Source organism: Acinetobacter sp. WU_MDCI_Abxb74, assembly GCF_025513915.1.
In the GTDB taxonomy this organism is placed as follows: domain Bacteria; phylum Pseudomonadota; class Gammaproteobacteria; order Pseudomonadales; family Moraxellaceae; genus Acinetobacter; species Acinetobacter calcoaceticus_C.
In genome coordinates this window covers 1,071,598-1,090,226 of record NZ_JAHPRP010000001.1, presented here as the reverse complement: position 1 = coordinate 1,090,226, position 18,629 = coordinate 1,071,598, and the positions used below count along the sequence as shown (strand labels likewise).

Genomic DNA, 18,629 nt, shown 5'->3' with positions numbered 1-18,629 from the left:
GTACTTACGAGATTATGAAACAGGAAACTGCGCTTAAACTGCTTAAAGCAGGGGAAAATGTCTTTTTAACCGGCTCGGCTGGTGCAGGGAAAACTTATACACTCAATCAGTACATTCAATATTTAAAAGCACGTAAAGTGCCTGTGGCTATTACGGCGTCTACAGGTATTGCTGCAACACATATGAACGGTATGACCATTCATACATGGGCAGGCATCGGCATTAAAGATCAGTTAACTGACGATGACCTGAAACGTATGAAAGAGCGTAAATATCTCAAGGAACACCTTGAAAATGCGCAAGTTCTCGTCATCGATGAAATCTCGATGTTGCATGCAAAACAGCTTAATCTAGTGAATCAGGTTTTAAAATATTTTAAAGAAAGCGATGAAGCTTTTGGTGGTATTCAAGTCATTGTGGCCGGAGATTTCTTTCAGTTACCGCCAGTTGGACGTAATAGTGAAGCCAACCGTGACAAGTTCTGTTTTATGTCGGATGCATGGGTCGAAGCCAAATTTCGCGTATGTTATTTAACAGAACAACACCGTCAAGATGATGAAATTCTTAACCAGATTTTAAATGCCATTCGTGCGCAAAATATTCAATCAGATCATTTATACGCGTTACGTCAATCACGCTCGCATGATATTGGTGAGACCTTTACTCGTCTCTATACGCACAATATGGATGTCGATAATATCAATTATCAGCATTTAAATGAAATTGATAATGAAGGGCATCAGTTTAATGCAGTTTTAGATGGTAATGAAAAACTGGTAGAAACTTTAAAATCTTCAGTTCGTGCACCAGAAGAACTTACCTTAAAGAAACATGCAAAAGTCATGTTTGTAAAAAACAACTTTGATATGGGATATATCAACGGGAGTTTAGGTGAAGTCATTGGTTTTGAAGAAGATGATGAAAACGGTTTGCTACCAAAGGTAAAACTAACCGATGGCACGACATTGCTTGTTGCGCCTGAAACTTGGTCAGTTGAAAACGATGCAGGTAAAGTGATTGCCAGTTTCCAGCAAATTCCACTTCGTTTGGCATGGGCAATTACTATTCATAAAAGCCAAGGGATGACCTTAGAAGCTGCTGAAATTAACCTCATGAACACCTTTGAAAAAGGTCAGGGCTATGTGGCATTGTCGCGTTTAAAATCTTTGACCGGTTTGAAATTATTGGGTATTAACGAGCAAGCTTTAGAGTTAGACAGTTTGGCTGTAAAAGCCGATCGCCGTTTCCAAGAGCTTTCTAAAGAAGCGGAAGTTAATTTTTCTGATGTAGATTTAACGCCACAACACAAAGCCTTTATTCGTCACTGTGGCGGAACCTTAAATGAAACAGAAATTTCTCGTAATGAGAAAAAACTCTCAAAAGGTGCGAAACAAAATTACGCCTCGGCAACGTTAGATGAAACACGTGCCTTGTTTGAAGAAGGCTATGAAATTGAAGATATCGCCCATGAACGTGGCCTTACCCCAGCAACCATCATTAATCATTTGGCCCGACTTCATAAAGAGCAAAAACTGGATATTTCTGTTGCTCATCCTGGTGAAGAAGTGGTTGAAGAAATCCGTAAAATTTATAAGAAACTGAAAAAACGACAAAATCCAGATCATTTTTCTGATGACGGTTCGATCAAACTAAGACCAATCGTTGAAGCAACCAGTCCTCGAATGGGATATGATCAAGTTCGATTAGCTTTATTATTTATTGAGTAAAGTTTAATTACTTATTACATAAATTGAGGTGGCTATGCCGCACGTTGTAGTTGATTATTCAGATAACTTAACTGGATTAAATGCAAAACAATTACTTGAAGAAATTAATACCACGCTCATTGAAACAGAGTTGTTTAGCCAAGAAGATATTAAAAGCCGTGCACGTAAAGATGAAGTTTTTCTGATTGGCCAAGGGATTGATCAAGCTTATATTCATGTAAAAGCCTATATTTTGTCGGGAAGAAATGCAGAGCAAAAACAGCTGATAGGTGATCAGTTATTAACGGCACTCAGTAATAAAAATTATCTACAGCAAGGATTTAATAAAGAAATTCAATTGTGTGTTGAACTCATTGATATGCCAAGAGAAGATTACTTCAAGCAAGTTATATAATCTTAAAAAAAGCAATTTCGATCAAGAATAGAGATCAGCACTATGTAAAAGTAGTGCTATCGAATGAACAGACATAAATGTATGGCTGTATATACACAAAAGCTGCAACTGGTTTGCGATTATATTCAAAAACATTTAGATGAAGATTTAGATGTCGATCGATTGAGCCAGATTGCAGCCTTATCTAAGTTTCATTTTCATCGTATTTTTGCCATTCATATTGGTTTAAATGTGATGAAGTTTATTCAACTTTCTCGTTTAAAACGAGCCTCTTTTCAACTGGCTTTTGAACCCGATCTCAAGATTATTGATATTGCATTGCAAGCAGGGTTTGATAGTCCAGAGGCATTTACTCGTGCATTTAAGCGCTCATTTGATCAAACTCCTCGCGCTTTTAGAGATAAACCAGACTGGGAATCTTGGCACCAGAAGTTTATTTTTACACTTCCGAAAAGTGAGCTAAAAATGAATGTAAATATTGTTGAGCGACCTGCTGAAAAGATTGCCTATCTGTCCCATTTAGGAAGTCCAGATAAAGTTTTTGAAACTGCTGCACGTTTTATTGCTTGGCGTAAAGAAACAGGGTTATCACCTGTGGCGAAGTCTAGAACTTATGGTATTCCGTTTGCTGACCCTGAACAGACACCGTCTGATGAGTTTCGGTTTGATATCGCGGGTTCAATTGAAAAAATTGTGCCTGAAAATATTTACGGCGTACAAACAGGGGAAATTCCTGCGGGTCGTTATGCGACCATAAGACATTTGGGTAGCCATGACCAGATCAAAGAAAGTGTGTATTACATCTTTAAAAACTGGTTACCTGAGCAACCCGAAGAAGCAGGGGATTATCCAGTTTTCTTTCACTATCATAACTTTGTGCATGATGTGAAAGAATGTGATCTTATTACAGATATTTATTTACTTTTAAGATAATTCTTTACCATGGAAGGCATAACTTGCGGTTATGCCTTTAAACCTAACAGCTTTATATTTGCATATTGCTCAATCAGGTTGGCATCTAACATATGGATATAATCCATAAAAATGTTACTAAAACTTCCCATAGTTTGTGCCTGATTCGCTGCAAGTTTACCCGCGATTGCAAAATGCACATGGGCTGAAAGTGCTGCAATGGTTGGAGCCGTTACTGCACTATATGCAGCGATTAATGCGCCCAAAGCACAGCCAGTTGCTGTAATTTTAGGTTGTAAGGGGCTGCCGCCGTTAATTTGAATAACGACATCTAGTTCTTTAGATAAAATGTAATCTGACTCGCCTGAAATTGCGATACAGTCTGTATGTACTAATAGCGCGTAGGCCTGTCGATAGGCATCATCACTACTTAGGGTACTATCTACACCTTTAGATTGAACTTGATTTCCTGCAAGTGTACTGATTTCTGAAGCGTTACCACGAATTACGCTAGGCTTAAACTGTAAAAGTTCATCTGTCATTTGACTGCGCCAAGCTAAAATTGGTCCATAGCCCACTGGATCAAGCACCCATGGAATATCATTTAGCTGAGCTGTTTTAGCTGAGATCTGCATGGCTTGCATTTGCTCAGTGGTGGGCGTACCTAGGTTAATGCTCAAGGCTGATGAAATTTTGGTAAAACTTTCTGCTTCATAAGGGTTATCAATCATCGCAGGTGATGCGCCAGAGGCTAGTAATACATTGGCCGTATAGTTTGCAGCAACGCTATTGGTAATACATTGCACAAGAGGTGTTCTTGCCTGCATATTCTGCCAAGCTTCAATGACCTGTTCAATCAATCTAGATGTTGATGTCATATTATTATCCCTATTAAGCCAAAGTGATTATAAATTTAGTGGGTAAAATAGTGATCTTGATGCTTACATTTCTGGCAAATCAATGAAACATAATCTGCTGCATCATAGTCAACGCTTAAATCATTTGAACCACAATACATACAACGTTTGACAGAATAAAAATTTAAACGTGGTTCAATTCTTCGCCATGCTTTCCATACTGGCTGTACAAATATCTGTTCGTCGTAACCTAAGAAACGGTTAAGCAGAATGTGGCTCATTTTACTATAGGGAATATTGTGCGGACGAGGCAGCATTGACGTTTCCCACTTTTCGGTCACGGCTCTTTCGCGATATTGTTCTAAAGTCTTCTTTAATAGATTGGTATTAATAAATTTATCATTGCGAGTTTGCAAGGCTTTTTGCTTATAAAGATATTCAAGTGCAGTTTGTACAAGATAATAAATTTGTCCAATTGCCAATGAATCCATTAAACGATAACAAAAGCTTTGAAAATTTGAATTTCCAGCAATCTGGATGCCCCAAGTTCGACAATAGAATTGCATAAACTGAATAATTTCTTGATAGAGCACCTGAAAAAGTACGTCTTTCACTTCATCTGCACTACGAAAAGGAATACCAAAGCTTAAATTTTCATAAAACCAATTACGTAACTGTTGAGCCAAACTAAATAAACTTGGATCGCTGTAGCCATCTAAACGAATATTTAAATGAAAACATTGTGGGTCATCAGTTTGGTCATTTGCATTCAAAATGCCATCTTTATGCAACTGTTTAATTAAATAGCTCTGAAACATCCAGTTAGGCGTGATGTGATGGTATTTAATCTTATCCCAATGAATATATTCATCATGTGCGATGTCTTCACGGGCATATTCGTCTAAAAGACTTAGCAAGAACAGTTTATGTAAAAAGCTGAGCTGTTCCAGACTGCGTTGTGGCTGCTCTTTTGATTTGAATTGGCGTTGTTCTTGTAAGCGTGTTTGTTGTAAAAGCTTTTTCCGTTGTTTTGTACACGTTTCACAGTGGCAAGTCATTCTTTCATCTTTAAATATGCGGTGCTGACAATGACTGCATTCATGAAATTGAATGTCTTGTTCAAATTGCTCGGCATCTACCCAGTACATTGAAGCTTGGCAGAGAGGACAATGGCTACTTTCATCCAGTTGTTTCTGTAGAATTTGTAAGGCCATTTTGCTCCGAACATAAAATAAAAATGATGGGGCTATTATACACAGGCGCACTGTAGATGGCTGAGATTGCTAGTTTCGTTTGTTATTAAAATAAAAAGACCTAAAATTTATGTAGAGATTTTAGGTCTTTATTGAGAGTTAAATAGTTAATTAAACAGGGCACGGCAAGTTCTCATCGTTCTGTCCAAGTTTTTTGGCATTAATAAGTGCCTGCACTTTTTTACTTGGTAATTTTACTTTACCTAGTGCATCGTAGGTATTCACAATTGTCGTAACCTCCTGAGTCGTCATAGAAATACCTTCCGCAGATAAGAACACGGCAATCACATGGTGATCGAGTCCTGCTGAAGATAGATCATGAATAGCTTTAATATTTTCTAAACGATGAAAATGTGCTTTTAATTCCATGTTGACACCTCTTGCTCTTATTGAAATACCCATATTGGTCTAGTTGATTAGGCAAGAACCATGCCCAAAATGTAAGCTGACTCTAAAAAATGTTAAAAGCTAAAGGTGTTTTATTTTTATTGTATAGATTGCTTATATAAACAACGATTATCGTAAATTTGGTCTAATCTGTGCTAATAAAACAAGATTCTAATTTGAAATGTATAAATGAAGTCCCATTAATTTCATAAAGGTAATTAAATACAGTATGTATGACTTGGCGTATGATATTTCATGGCGACTCATACTACCGTTTAGACGAGTATATAAGGAATAAAGATGAATATTGCGGCGCAGCCTCCAGTTCAGGCAGATCAAACAGTTTATTTAAAAGATTATCAAAAACCTGCCTTCTTGGTTGAATCAATTAATCTAGATATTCAAGTATATGATGACAAAACAGTTGTTGATTCAACACTGGTCATGAAGCGCCAAACTGAGGGTGATCTGGTTTTGCTAGGCCGTGATCTTGAGCTGCAATCTGTTCAGCTAAATGGTCAAATTCTTACTTCTGCACAATATTCACTCGATAGTGAGCAACTGGTGATCACTGATGCACCAGATGAAGTCATTTTACAAATACAAGTCATTATTCATCCTGAAACGAATACTCAATTAGAAGGCTTATATAAAGCAGATGACTTGTTTGTGACACAGAACGAACCTGAAGGTTTCCGCAAAATCACATTCTATCCAGACCGTCCAGACGTACTTTCTGTATTTACTACACGTGTAGAAGCAGACAAAAAATATCCAGTGTTACTTGCCAATGGTAATTTGCTTGAAACGGGTGAGGTAGGTGAAAACCGCCACTTTGCAATCTGGCAAGACCCAACCAAAAAGCCAAGCTATTTGTTCGCTTGTGTCATTGGTGATTTAGCAGTTCTTAAAGATCGCTATACGACTTCTGAAGGGCGCGATGTTGCTTTAGAAATTTATGCAATTGAGAAAGACATTCCAAAATGCCATATCGCAATGGAAGCATTAAAGCATTCTATGCGTTGGGATGAAGAACACTATGGCCGCGCCTACGACCTCGACAACTATATGATTGTTGCGGTAAGTCAGTTCAATATGGGCGCAATGGAAAATAAAGGTTTAAATATCTTTAATACTTCATGCGTGCTTGCAGATGAAGAATACACAACTGATGCTGCAATTATGCGCGTACAGTCTGTGATTGCCCATGAATATTTCCATAACTGGACAGGTAACCGTATTACTTGCCGTGACTGGTTTCAGCTTTGCTTAAAAGAAGGCTTAACCGTATTCCGTGATCAGTCTTTCTCGGAAGATTTACAATCTGCTGCTGTTCAACGTATTGATGATGTAGCTGTACTTAAATCACATCAGTTCCCTGAAGATGCAGGTCCATTGTCGCACCCACCACGTCCAGATCACTTTGTCGAAATTAATAACTTCTATACAGCTACTGTTTATGAAAAAGGTGCGGAAATTAACCGCATGATGTCGACTTTGTTAGGTAAAGAAAAATACCGTCAGGGAACCGATGAATATTTCCGCCGTCATGATGGACAAGCCGTGACTGTAGAAGATTGGGTTGCCGCTTTAACTGCTGGCTCAGGTGTCGATTTATCTGCCTTTTTAACTTGGTATAACCAGCCAGGAACACCAAAGCTTGAAGCAAAAGGTGAATATGATGCAGCCGCTCAAACGTATCGTTTAAGCTTTAAACAGAGTTTAAAAGCGCATCCTAAATATCCAAATTTAAAAGCTGTGCCAATTCCTGTGGCGTTGGCACTGTTTAATGTTAAAACAGGTGAGCAATATACATTGCATAGCGAAAGCCTATTTGTAAACGATGTTAAAGATGGCGTGTATTTGTTTGACCAAGATGAGGCAACCATTGAGTTTACAGGCGTGACTGAACAACCAGTTGTGTCGCTACTCCGTAATTTCTCTGCACCAGTCAATCTTGTGTTTAATTATACTGATGACGAGTTAGCTTTCTTAATTCAGCATGAAACAAATGGCTTTAACCAATGGCAAGCAACGCAAACTTTGCTTGAACGTATTTTGTTAGAAGACCATTCTGCTGATGCTTATATTCAAGCTATTCAAAGCACTTTGCCAGAGCTGGTTAGTCGAGATCCGCTTTTAGCATCGCGTTTGTTTGATGTACCAAGCGAAGGTTATTTAGGTAGTCGTATAGACCAGAACTATGCACCATCCGATATTCATGTAAAACGTGAAGCCTTACTCAATCGTTTAGCTCAAGACTTGGGTTCATTCTGGAAAGATACATACCTCATACTTGACCCAGACCTGCAAAAAGAATTTTCTTTGGCCATGGGTGTGCGTGCGTTAAAGAATATTATGATGATGATGATGGCTCGTCAGGGGGATCAAACTGCATTTGAACTCGCACATGTGCAATACCAAAACACAGGTAATATGTCTGAACGCTTAGGAGCGTTACGTGTATTGGTTTGGCAAAATGCGCCTCAAGCTCAAGATGCGCTTGCTGATTTTTATGACCGTTTTAAAGATGAAGCTTTATCTTTAGATCAGTGGTTCATGATTCAGGCAGCAAACCCGAATGCAACAACAGAAACAATTGAGTACCTCACTCAACATACGGACTATGATTTAACAACTCCAAATCGCATTCGTGCGGTGAGTGGAGGGTTGTCAAATAACCCTGAAAACACGTGGGGTTTTGGTGTAGCTCACTTCATTAATCTTGCACAATATCTTGATGAAAAGAATCCGATTTTAGGGTCTCGTTTACTACAGGTATTGTCTCGTTGGTATACATTGGCAGAACCTCAGCGGACTCAAGTGCAACAGGCTTTGCAAGCATTACAGCCTAAAGTGAAGTCGAAAAACGTCTCTGAAACTTTAAATAGTATGTTGAGCATTTAATTAGGCTTAAATATAAAAATAAAGGTCTCGTAGGAGGCCTTTATTTTTATATATCTCTATAGAGATATTAAACTTAAAATAAATAAAAGTTTCCTTATAAATGGTTCCTCTCTAGCGCTAATGCTCATCATTTTATTTTTACTTAATTTATAATCTTTAATAGCGTATTTAAAATATATCTTTAAATGAGATAGGTAAAATTAAAAATTAGGTAGAATGACAATGTAAAAAATAACTAATGAACTTTGTAATTAGCCGTACTTTTATAAAATTAGCTAAATTTTTGACATATTTACTTAAATTTTACTTAATAAATTTTGTAAAGGGTTTATTTAAGTTATTAAAATCAAATGATTGGATTTTTTTAATGTTGGTTTTTGTAGTCATGAGGTTAATTTGAGTAATTATATTCTATTAATTGGAAATTAAAATAATAATAAGATCATACATTTTCATTGTTTTTATGTATGATGTTTAAAAATAGGGTAAAAAATAAACTTTAAAAGGAGCAGTCAAATAAAAATGATTGTAAGAATAAGTACCAAATTTTTATATCTATTAATTTTAACAATTTAATTTAAAAGGTTTTGACTATGAAAAAGATTTTTTTTCATTTATCAGTAATTGCTGTAGGACTATTTTCTCTCAATACAGCAAATGCTGCGACAGCAACAGGTACATTAACTGTTAGAGCTACAGTAACCAATAGTTGTGTCCTCAATACTTCCGCAACAGGCACCACGACAAATGCTGTTCTAGACTTTGGTACTTTAAGTTCTATTGCGAGTAATGTGGATGCTGATACGACAACGACTGGCGGCACACCAATCACAGTGTTATGTAATAACACTGTGCCATGGGCATTGTCATTCGATGGCGGCCAAAATGTTCTATCGACTCAACGCCGTATGATTGGCGGTGCCACAACTACTGAATACATTCCCTATAACCTTTTTTCTGACACAGGTCGATCAACAGCGATTGGCATCGCGACGACAGCTTACAGTGGAACGGGTGCAGGTAACGTTCAGACCGTGAATGTTTATGGCCGTATTCCTGCTGGGACGACTTTACCAAGTGCCGGTAGTTATGTTGATACAGTTACAGTGACAGTAACTTATTAACTTTTATAAATTAAATATGTTGTTAGCCCTTTTTGAAGGGCTAATATATTAAAAATAGAAATTCGAGTAAAACATGAAAAAAAATATCTTTATTATTGCAGGCTTAGTCTTGTCTTTATCTAGCACGGTTGATGCAGCTACAATTCGCCTTTCACCTGTAACTGTGGAACTTTTAAGTAATCAAAATGCATCTTCTTTAAGTCTTTATAATCAATCGAGTGAAAGTACTGATTTACAGGTACGTGTATTTGAATGGAATCAAAAGAATGGACAAGACCAACTCATACCTACCGATGAGATTGCTGTCAGCCCGCCATTTTTAAAATTAAAGCCTAATGATTCTTATAATCTACGTGTAGTCAGAATTAACCCTAAACCTGTTTCTGGCGAAAAAACCTACCGTATTATTATTGATGAGTTACCTAAGCCTGTAGATAGCCGTAAAGCTGATCAAGGTATAAATGTATTGCTACGTTCGTCATTACCTGTGTTTGTGGTGAATAAGGATGCAATAACCAAATTAAGTTGGAAAATTGATGCAAATCAAAAAGCACCATCTTTAAATATGAGTAATATCGGAAATCGACATGCACTTTTAAATAATTTAACGCTTGTAGATGCAACAGAAAATAAAAGTTATCCCATTCAAGTAAATACAGTAAATGGTTATATTCTTGCGGAACAGACACGCAGCTACACTATTAATAATTTTACATATCAGCCAAATCATAAATACAGTGTTTCTCTAACAGTGAATGGTAAGAAAATCACACTTTAAGAGGCTTATATGAAATATATTATAGGTGTCTTATGTGTTGCATATTTTCCTGTCCATTCTTTTGCTGAACAATTACAAGATAGTACAAATACTTCAGTTGCCAGTATTCCTAACTCTATAGGTAGCAAAAATAAAAATGCACAGGTAAACATGAATGATCTAGAGCCAGTTAATAATTTCACTCAGCTTTTTCTCAATGTTTCTATTAATGCTAATACTTTTGAAGATTTAGTTGTTGTAAAGCAATCTAAGGATGGGAAATTATATATCCGGCCCAATGAATTAAAAAAATTAAGAGTTAAAGTGGATGAGAATATTGCTGATACCCAGTGGGTAAGTCTTAATGAACTTAAAGGTGTTCAGTTTAAATATCTGGAAAATGAGCAGTCTCTAAACTTACAAGTTCCGTCGAATATGTTGACGGATTATTCAGTTGACTTAAATGGTCAACAGCTCACAAGCCCTCATTTACTCAAAATGAAACCCTTAAACGCTGCCATTCTGAACTATAGCCTCTATCACACCCTGACCAATGACGAGAATGTCTTCTCTGGTTCGGCAGAAGGGATCTTTAATAGCGCAATCGGTAACTTTTCATCAGGTGTTTTATATAACGGTAGTAATGAAAATAGTTATAGCCATGAAAAGTGGGTACGTCTGGAAAGTAAGTGGCAATATGTCGACCCTGAAAAGATCAGGATATATACCTTAGGAGACTTTATTTCCAATAGTTCGGATTGGGGAAATAGCGTACGTCTGGCAGGTTTTCAGTGGTCGAGTGCCTACACTCAACGAGGTGATATTGTCACCTCGGCATTACCGCAATTTTCTGGCTCGGCTACACTACCTTCGACTTTAGATTTATATGTCAACCAGCAAAAGATTTATTCAGGATTAGTGCCTTCAGGCCCGTTTGACGTTAAACAGCTCCCGTTTATTTCCGGAAATGAAGTCACACTTGTGACCACCGATGCAACAGGCCAGCAGAGCATTACCAAACAGGCTTACTATTTTTCATCTAAAATTTTAGCCAAAGGTATTAATGAATTTTCAGTAGATGTCGGGGTTCCACGCTATAACTTTGGGCTGTATTCAAACGATTATGATGATGCCACCTTCGCTTCGGGCGCGATTCGATACGGTTATAGTAACTCACTGACCTTAAGCGGTGGTGCAGAGGCTTCAACAGATGGGCTATCAAATCTGGGCACTGGCTTTGCCAAGAACCTGTTTGGTATTGGGGTAGTCAATGCTGATATTGCAGCGAGCCAGTATAAAGATGAAAACGGCTATTCTGCCTTAGTCGGTTTAGAAGGGCGTATTAGTAAGAATATTTCGTTTAATACCAGTTACCGCAAGGTATTCGATAACTACTTTGACCTTGCCCGTGTATCTCAAATTCGATATTTAAAAGACAACCAGACCGATGCTGAACCCAAAAACTATCTGAGCTACAGCGCACTGGCAGATGAGATTTTTAGAGCAGGGATTAACTATAATTTTTATGCAGGCTATGGGGCTTATCTAGGTTATAACCAGATTAAATTTAGTGATAACTCTTATAAGTTATTGTCTGCCAATTTAAGCGGAAGCCTGAACAAGAACTGGGGATTTTATACCTCAGCGTATAAAGATTATGAAAACCACAAAGACTATGGCATTTATTTTGCGCTGCGTTATACACCGTCTACCCGAGTTAATGCGATTACAAGTGTTTCTAGTGATAGCGGCAGGTTGAGTTATCGCCAAGAAATATTTGGTTTATCAGAACCACAAATCGGTGCATTTGGATGGGGTGGTTATGTTGAGCGTGATCAGGATGCCAATCAAAACAATGCATCGGTGTATGCCTCTTACCGTGCCCGTGCTGCTTACCTGACAGGGCGATATAACCGAATTGGAGAAAACGACCAAGTTGCAGTTTCAGCGACGGGATCGTTGGTTGCGGCAGCAGGACGGATTTTTGCGGCCAATGAAATTGGAGACGGCTACGCGGTCGTGACCAATGCTGGACCGCAAAGCCAAATTATAAATGGCGGAGTCAATTTAGGTATAACTGATAAGTCTGGAAGATTTCTGATTCCTAGTTTAATGCCATATAAAGAGAATCATATTTATTTAGATCCGTCGTATCTTCCTTTAAATTGGAGCGTTAAATCTACAGATCAAAAAACGGTGGTAGGTTATCGCCAAGGCACTCTGGTTGACTTTGGTGCTCATCAGGTCATTTCAGGATTAGTGAAACTTGTTGATCAGAACAACTCACCTTTATTGCCGGGTTATACAGTTCGAATTAATGGCCAAGAAGATGGTGTACTGGGTTACGACGGTGAAGTATTTATTCCAAACCTATTAAAGCAAAACAAACTTGAAGTCGATCTTCTGGATCATGGTTCATGCCAAGTTGACTTCACCTATAACAGTAATCAGTACTCAACTAAAAAATTGGGACCTTACGTATGTCGCTAAATATTATGAATAAGGCTCAAATAGAGAGCTACAAGAAATTTTCATTATTTTTAAAATACTTCATAGGTATGAGCTTATTTTATTTTGTTTATGCACTTTTTAGTCCTGCACAAGCCGCTTGTACAGTAAGCGGAACAACCAATAATACTTTTACCTACACGGCAGCAAATATTAATAATGATGCAACCGTAAACCTTTCAGGCACAATTACTTGCACGAATTTAGGACTTCCCCAGATTTCTAATTTCATGTGTATGAAAACCGTATTTACTGGAACCACAAATGCTCATAATAGTGTTTCATTACCTTATACCGTCACTGCAACTGTGGGTGGGGCTGGGTCTTCTAGCACAAACCAAACTTCGAATGTCTGGTACGGCCCAGTGAGAACCGTCGCTTCAAATAATATTATTAGTTACTCGGTGAATGTAAAAGTACCAGCACGAACGGGGTCGCTCATTGCATATCCTCAAGGGACATATACGGCTTCGGTTCGGTTGTATTGGGATATGGATCTTTTGGGTTTATCATGTGGTGATTTAATTGGTGGCTGGGATTCAGGCGATACGTTACTAACAGCAAACTTTGTGGTACCAAGTTTGTGTCAATTAAACTCAACTTCAACTGTAGATTTTGGCAATATTAATGATATTAGTACGACTAAGCGTGATTACACTGCGCAAGGGGCTGTAAATTCGACCTGTAATTATGGAACGCCATATAGCATTTATTTAGGAGATGGCAATAACCGTATAAGCGGTGGATTTAGGCGTATGACCAATGCTAATAATGAATATATTCCCTATCAGTTATATAAAGATTCTAACTATAGTACGGTGTGGGATGCTACAGGCGGTGTAACCGCAATTGGAGGTTCTGGAGGTGTTTCTAAAACAGGAACAGGTAGCGCTCAAACCACCACCGTTTATGGAAAGATTCCGCAAGGTACTTCCATCGCAAGTACACCAGGAAACTATTCGGATAGTGTTGTTGTTACAGTAACTTATTAATTTATCGAGTCTATACACGGTTCTATTTTTATAACATGGTTCCGTGTAATTTTAATTATATTCAGTGAAATTAGCCGAGCATAAAAAGATATAAATCAAATGATTTTAGTTTTTTGAAACTTGTTCGTCATTAAAAATAGTTTGACTTAAAAATGCATACTGTATATTTATTGATTGGTTCTAAAAAAGAACTAGTAAGTAAAATAGGCAATTAAAATAAAGGTAAAGAAATGTCGGATATTATTTTGCATCAATGGGAGATTTCCCCATTTTGTCAAAAAGTTTCAAGAATTTTGAAATTTAAAGGAATTTCATTTGAAATAGTTAACTATAACGGCATTTTAGGGGCTAAAGTTCCTTTACTCAGTAAAGTAGGTAAGGTCCCTGTAATTGACCATAATGGACAGCGGATACAAGACAGTACTCAAATTGCCCGTTACCTAGAAGAAACCTACCCAAACACCCCTCGACTTTATCCGGCAGATCCAAATCAAAAGGCACTTGCAGAGTTGTGGGAGGACTGGGCAGATGAATCTCTTTATTTTTATGAAGTCTATTTACGTGTAAATGATCCAGAAGCGTTAGATGAAGCAATTCGTATTAGCAGTATCGGTCGCCCAGCATATGAAAAGCCTATGGTAAAAGGATTTATTTTAGCTGAATTAAAAACACAGCTTTTCTTTCAGGGCCTTGGCCGAATGAAAGCTGAACATGTTGAAGCAGAGTTTAGAAGACACTTAGGCCGTATTGAACAAGTTTTATCACAAAGTGAATGGTTAGTTGGAGATTCACAGACAATTGCAGACATTGCTGTTGTCGCTCAACTCGGTGAAGTGATTCGTACAAGCAAAAAATTTCGTAAAGAAATTTTGGATCGTCCGTTTATTGCATTATGGTATAAAAAACAAACAGGGTGAAACGACTATGACTTTAGCAACACCAGATAAAAAATTAGATTGTGTAGTTGTTATTGGCGTTGGGGCATCACAAGGTATTGGTGCAGCCGTGAGCCATCGTTTTGCAAAAGAAGGTCTAAAAGTTTATGTCGCTGGGCGTACTTTCCAGAAAATTGAAACAGTGGCTGCCGAAATCCATTCGAAAGGTGGTAATGCTGTCGCATTTCGTTTGGATGCAGAGGATGTAAAGCAAGTACAAGCGTTGTTTGACACAATCACCAGTCAAAATGAGCGTATTACCGCTGTCATTCATAATGTGGGAGGGAATATTCCCTCAATTTTTTTACGTAGTCCGCTGTCATTTTTTACTCAAATGTGGCAATCCACTTTTTTATCAGCTTATTTAGTTTCTCAAAGCTGTCTAAAAATCTTTAAAGATCAAAACCACGGTACGCTTATTTTTACTGGGGCGAGTGCATCTTTGCGCGGGAAACCTTTTTTTGCAGCCTTTACGATGGGTAAATCTGCCTTAAGAGCTTATGCACTAAATTTAGCTCAAATCTATAAATCACAAGGCATACATATTGCTCATGTGATTATTGATGGAATGGTCGATGGCGATAGAGTGAATAAAGCATTATTTGGTTTGGGGCGTTTAGCCCGCCTTACACGTGGTACGGGTGGTCTCAATATTGAGGCAATTGCCGAAAACTATTGGATGCTTTACCAACAAATGCCTGAGCTTTGGACACATGAGTTAGATTTACGCCCTTATCAAGAAAAATTTTGAGAGACTAAAATGCTAAAAAAAATATATCAAAGGTTTCAAAAAAAGCAGGGCTGTGTGGTCATTGCTGGTCATGATTTACACCTGATTGAGCGTGACTTTGTAATTCTAGATAAAAATGCACAATTTCCATTACATCTTTATCAAGTTGTGAATGATTCAGCCGTAAAAAATATGCAAGTCCATTCTATAAATGATGGCGTGACAGCAGTTCATTTGAACTTGGTAAATACTGATCATTTCAAAAGTTTGATGCGTTATATTTCCAGCCAAAGACACACAATTGAACTCTGTGTGTTTCAGCCGAACTTTTCATCTTCGCCAAATATTGAGGCTTTATCTTTAGAAGAGATTGAACACCATTGGCAAACCACAGGTTTGAGTGCGGTGAGTGTCGCGCAAGCTGTGATTAAGCCAATGTTAAAACAACAGAGGGGCACGGTTATTTTTCTTGGAGCGCCATTTAGCAACTCGACTCATTATGATGTATTAAGCCAAAGCATGTTTGCGGGCGTTCGCGCTTTATCTCAGTCATTAGCAAGAGAGTTTCACCCTAAAGGCATTCATATCACCTATTGCATGGTTGAAAAATGGGATGGACAAAACCAGCACTTTATTTCATCTGTAAAACAAGTGTGCCAACACATCTATCACCAACCTGATTCGGCATGGAGCCAAGAACTTAGCCTATCTTGAAATTTTACTTTCGCATATTCTTAAAATACAGTACTGATCTGGAATGATGACAGAACAATAATTTCGATAGGTATTTACATGGCAAAAATTAAGAGCGCTCGGCAAGCGGTTAAAGTGGTTTGTACGTTGGCAGCTTTCATGAGTTTTTCTTCATTAGCGCAAGCATATCAATATGATCAAACTGCCCATTTAATTAACGAGCGTTTATCTTATATGAAGGATGTAGCGGGTTATAAAGCAGAGCAGCATTTGCCGATTGAAGATTTAATTCAAGAAAAGAAAGTTCTTGATCAATCTGTTTCCGAAGCTGAATCTTTTGGTTTAAATAGCGAAACAGTGAAGCCATTTATTGTGACTCAAATGAATGTTGCTAAGGCAATTCAGTACCGATATCGAGCAGACTGGTTGTCGAGTCCGGAAACCAATTGGAAGCCTCAGGATTTACCAGAAGTACGTCTAAAAATTAGTACGTTAAACACTGAACTTCTAAAGAATATTGCCGATCAACTTAAAAAAAATAATAACAAAGCACCTCATAGCTGTGGCTACATGTGGTCTGTTCAGCATCCTCAACTTAAAGAAGCGGATAAGAAGGCTTTATGTGTGGCATTAAATAAAATTAAGTTAAAAGAATGAATTTCATAAGGTTCATTAGAAATTGATTATTCAAGCAATATTTTGGGCTGAGCAACCCTGCATGTTTCTATATATCAAACTTTTCTGAATAGGAGTTTTGATGGATTAAAGAGCATTGTTTTAGTAAGTATGGTTAAACAGTGCTCTTTGCGGATCCAATAAGGGATTAACTTAAGAAAGCAGTAAAACTCTTGCATTTGAAACTTAAGTTATCATCTTCCACTTGTCTGATTTCATAATTAACATTTTCCCACTGATTTTTGTGCTTTTCGATAAGTAACGTCGGGAATTGTTGAAAATTATTTCTAAAACTATCATTCAGACTTAAATCTGAAATATGGTTAAAGCATACATTAAATTTAGGGGATGAAGGATCATGTAAATCCTTAGATAGAATCAAAACAAGGTTGTAGCAATTCATTATAGGATTATGTTCTAGCTTGAATGTATCTACATGATCAAAATTAAAAAAATTCCCATTCATTTCGTCTAGATCTAACATAATTATTCTTATTTTAAAGTATTTGATGAAATATATTATTAAGTAGTGGTTCATATTAACTAAAGATGAGCTAATAATGAGTTTTTAACTAAGTAATTAAATACTCTAATCTAATGAAAAACAATAATTATTTAACTGTTTTCTAGCCAATATCACATTGACACCTAAAACCTCTCCGATTATCCTTTGCCTGCTGGCCACATTGCCAGTCGGTTTTAGCAGACCGTTTTCATCTAGGACATCAAAAAAGCAATTTTTTGGTGTCGAACTCGTTCGTCTCCCTTCGTAGCGGTAGGACGGAGGAGGGACGCCTTCGGGCGTGCCGGTTCCTAGATGACTGGTCTGCTAACCCTTCTTCGTTCTGCCACCATAATCATTTAGCAGTGATTTGGTAGAACTTCTATTTCATCTAGGAGTCCGCCATGCGTACTAATTCTTCTTATTTCTTGGCCTTTGCCAAATTCTCTCTATTCATACCATTTAAACAGTTTTTAAAACGGTTTAATCGACTATAGGTTTTCTACACCTTTAGATCATTACGACTAAAAAATCATAGCAACAATAAAACCTGAGATAGGCGAACACACCACTTTTGTGTCGTTTTCACATGCCTGTTTTTAGCGCTCAATTTAAGAGTGACGGCATTCCTGTCTCTTTTACATACAACAAAAAATTATTTTAAACGGTATATCTATGCCAAATTTAGAAGCTTCATTTAGAGCACTACAAGTGCTCCACGCAGCAAAAGATTTATTTAATCAACATGGGTTTTACATCGGGATAGATCGAATTATTGAGGAAGCCAAAATCCCTAAAGCCACTTTTTATAATTACTTTCACTCTAAAGAAAAATTGGTTGAGATGTCTCTGACTTTTCAAAAAGACGCATTAAAACATGAGGTGTTTTCTATTATTCATTCGTACCAAGAACTTATGGTTTTCGATAAGTTAAAGAAAATCTACTTCTTACATGCAGATTTAGAAGGCTTTTATCGTTTGCTATTTAAAGCGATTTTTGAAATTGAAAAGCTTTATCCAGCGGCCTATAAACACGTCATTGACTACCGTAATTGGTTCATTAACGAAATTTATAAGCTGCTTTTAACCGTAAAAGTTACAGCCACAGTTGAAGATGCTTACATGTTTTTATTTGTGATTGATGGGGCAATGGTTCAGCTTTTAAGTGCAAACAAGATCGATGAAAGAGATAAGTTATTAGAATATTTTATGTCGATGTTCGTTTAGATTAATTAATACTCTAGTGTTTAATACCTATAAAAAAGCCCTCCGAAGA

16 protein-coding genes are annotated in these 18,629 nt (G+C 37.4%); 13 read left to right on the top strand and 3 right to left on the bottom strand.

What is annotated here, in order from left to right; genetic code table 11:
• Window positions 1-14: 14 nt before the first annotated feature.
• The 3 genes from KTH84_RS05260 to KTH84_RS05250 all read left to right on the top strand — a co-directional run bounded on the left by KTH84_RS05260 (window position 15) and on the right by KTH84_RS05250 (window position 3,054).
• Window positions 15-1,727, top strand: a complete 1,713-nt coding sequence (locus KTH84_RS05260; RefSeq protein ID WP_262472322.1) for an AAA family ATPase — start codon at window positions 15-17, stop codon at window positions 1,725-1,727.
• A 34-nt stretch (window positions 1,728-1,761) separates the two neighbouring features.
• A complete protein-coding gene (locus KTH84_RS05255) occupies window positions 1,762-2,121 on the top strand; it encodes a 5-carboxymethyl-2-hydroxymuconate Delta-isomerase (RefSeq protein WP_262472321.1) in 360 nt (119 codons plus the stop codon).
• Window positions 2,122-2,202: 81 nt separating this feature from the next.
• Window positions 2,203-3,054, top strand: coding sequence for a GyrI-like domain-containing protein (locus KTH84_RS05250; RefSeq protein WP_262472488.1), 852 nt, complete (start codon window positions 2,203-2,205; stop codon window positions 3,052-3,054).
• Between the two features lie 29 nt (window positions 3,055-3,083).
• Here KTH84_RS05250 and thiM read toward each other — a convergent pair whose 3' ends face one another.
• From thiM to KTH84_RS05235, 3 genes are all read right to left on the bottom strand, one after another.
• Window positions 3,084-3,911, bottom strand: a complete 828-nt coding sequence (thiM, locus tag KTH84_RS05245) for a hydroxyethylthiazole kinase (protein WP_042896976.1) — start codon at window positions 3,909-3,911, stop codon at window positions 3,084-3,086.
• 35 nt (window positions 3,912-3,946) lie between these two features.
• Complete coding sequence (locus tag KTH84_RS05240) at window positions 3,947-5,104, bottom strand: hypothetical protein (RefSeq protein WP_262472320.1); 1,158 nt, start codon at window positions 5,102-5,104, stop codon at window positions 3,947-3,949.
• A 150-nt stretch (window positions 5,105-5,254) separates the two neighbouring features.
• Complete coding sequence (locus KTH84_RS05235) at window positions 5,255-5,512, bottom strand: hypothetical protein (RefSeq protein WP_042896973.1); 258 nt, start codon at window positions 5,510-5,512, stop codon at window positions 5,255-5,257.
• A 318-nt stretch (window positions 5,513-5,830) separates the two neighbouring features.
• Between KTH84_RS05235 and pepN the strand changes: the two genes are divergently transcribed.
• From pepN to KTH84_RS05185, 10 genes are all read left to right on the top strand, one after another.
• Entirely contained in the window at window positions 5,831-8,437 is a 2,607-nt protein-coding gene (gene pepN / locus KTH84_RS05230; RefSeq protein ID WP_262472319.1) for an aminopeptidase N, read from the top strand.
• Between the two features lie 587 nt (window positions 8,438-9,024).
• Window positions 9,025-9,561, top strand: coding sequence for a spore coat U domain-containing protein (locus KTH84_RS05225; protein ID WP_262472318.1), 537 nt, complete (start codon window positions 9,025-9,027; stop codon window positions 9,559-9,561).
• Between the two features lie 73 nt (window positions 9,562-9,634).
• Window positions 9,635-10,339, top strand: coding sequence for a molecular chaperone (locus KTH84_RS05220; RefSeq protein ID WP_262472317.1), 705 nt, complete (start codon window positions 9,635-9,637; stop codon window positions 10,337-10,339).
• A gap of 9 nt (window positions 10,340-10,348) precedes the next feature.
• The gene (locus KTH84_RS05215; RefSeq protein ID WP_262472316.1) at window positions 10,349-12,808 is read left to right on the top strand and encodes a fimbria/pilus outer membrane usher protein; all 2,460 of its coding nucleotides are present in this window, start codon (window positions 10,349-10,351) and stop codon (window positions 12,806-12,808) included.
• Window positions 12,799-13,818, top strand: coding sequence for a spore coat U domain-containing protein (locus tag KTH84_RS05210; RefSeq protein WP_202741754.1), 1,020 nt, complete (start codon window positions 12,799-12,801; stop codon window positions 13,816-13,818). Before KTH84_RS05215 ends, KTH84_RS05210 begins: the two co-directional genes overlap by 10 nt.
• Before the next feature lie 230 nt (window positions 13,819-14,048).
• Complete coding sequence (locus tag KTH84_RS05205) at window positions 14,049-14,735, top strand: glutathione S-transferase family protein (protein ID WP_262472314.1); 687 nt, start codon at window positions 14,049-14,051, stop codon at window positions 14,733-14,735.
• A gap of 7 nt (window positions 14,736-14,742) precedes the next feature.
• On the top strand, window positions 14,743-15,504 hold the full coding sequence (locus KTH84_RS05200) for an SDR family NAD(P)-dependent oxidoreductase (protein WP_262472313.1): 762 nt from the start codon (window positions 14,743-14,745) through the stop codon (window positions 15,502-15,504).
• Window positions 15,505-15,513: 9 nt separating this feature from the next.
• Window positions 15,514-16,197 carry an SDR family NAD(P)-dependent oxidoreductase gene (locus tag KTH84_RS05195; protein WP_262472312.1) on the top strand — a complete coding sequence of 228 codons (684 nt, stop codon included), beginning with the start codon at window positions 15,514-15,516 and terminating at the stop codon, window positions 16,195-16,197.
• Between the two features lie 78 nt (window positions 16,198-16,275).
• Complete coding sequence (locus KTH84_RS05190) at window positions 16,276-16,833, top strand: chorismate mutase (protein WP_262472311.1); 558 nt, start codon at window positions 16,276-16,278, stop codon at window positions 16,831-16,833.
• Window positions 16,834-18,028: 1,195 nt separating this feature from the next.
• Window positions 18,029-18,580 (top strand): TetR/AcrR family transcriptional regulator, encoded by a 552-nt coding sequence (locus KTH84_RS05185; protein WP_133972887.1) that lies wholly within the window; start codon window positions 18,029-18,031, stop codon window positions 18,578-18,580.
• Window positions 18,581-18,629: the final 49 nt, after the last annotated feature.

What these genes read in the sequence shown, in the direction of transcription:
- thiM (WP_042896976.1), bottom strand. Translation starts at nt 3,911, where the DNA reads ATGACATCAACATCTAGATTGATTGAACAGGTCATTGAAGCTTGGCAG.
- KTH84_RS05200 (WP_262472313.1), top strand. Translation starts at nt 14,743, where the DNA reads ATGACTTTAGCAACACCAGATAAAAAATTAGATTGTGTAGTTGTTATT.
- KTH84_RS05240 (WP_262472320.1), bottom strand. Translation starts at nt 5,104, where the DNA reads ATGGCCTTACAAATTCTACAGAAACAACTGGATGAAAGTAGCCATTGT.
- KTH84_RS05260 (WP_262472322.1), top strand. Translation starts at nt 15, where the DNA reads ATGAAACAGGAAACTGCGCTTAAACTGCTTAAAGCAGGGGAAAATGTC.
- KTH84_RS05250 (WP_262472488.1), top strand. Translation starts at nt 2,203, where the DNA reads ATGGCTGTATATACACAAAAGCTGCAACTGGTTTGCGATTATATTCAA.
- KTH84_RS05195 (WP_262472312.1), top strand. Translation starts at nt 15,514, where the DNA reads ATGCTAAAAAAAATATATCAAAGGTTTCAAAAAAAGCAGGGCTGTGTG.
- KTH84_RS05235 (WP_042896973.1), bottom strand. Translation starts at nt 5,512, where the DNA reads ATGGAATTAAAAGCACATTTTCATCGTTTAGAAAATATTAAAGCTATT.
- KTH84_RS05190 (WP_262472311.1), top strand. Translation starts at nt 16,276, where the DNA reads ATGGCAAAAATTAAGAGCGCTCGGCAAGCGGTTAAAGTGGTTTGTACG.
- KTH84_RS05205 (WP_262472314.1), top strand. Translation starts at nt 14,049, where the DNA reads ATGTCGGATATTATTTTGCATCAATGGGAGATTTCCCCATTTTGTCAA.
- KTH84_RS05220 (WP_262472317.1), top strand. Translation starts at nt 9,635, where the DNA reads ATGAAAAAAAATATCTTTATTATTGCAGGCTTAGTCTTGTCTTTATCT.
- KTH84_RS05215 (WP_262472316.1), top strand. Translation starts at nt 10,349, where the DNA reads ATGAAATATATTATAGGTGTCTTATGTGTTGCATATTTTCCTGTCCAT.
- KTH84_RS05210 (WP_202741754.1), top strand. Translation starts at nt 12,799, where the DNA reads ATGTCGCTAAATATTATGAATAAGGCTCAAATAGAGAGCTACAAGAAA.
- KTH84_RS05255 (WP_262472321.1), top strand. Translation starts at nt 1,762, where the DNA reads ATGCCGCACGTTGTAGTTGATTATTCAGATAACTTAACTGGATTAAAT.
- pepN (WP_262472319.1), top strand. Translation starts at nt 5,831, where the DNA reads ATGAATATTGCGGCGCAGCCTCCAGTTCAGGCAGATCAAACAGTTTAT.
- KTH84_RS05185 (WP_133972887.1), top strand. Translation starts at nt 18,029, where the DNA reads ATGCCAAATTTAGAAGCTTCATTTAGAGCACTACAAGTGCTCCACGCA.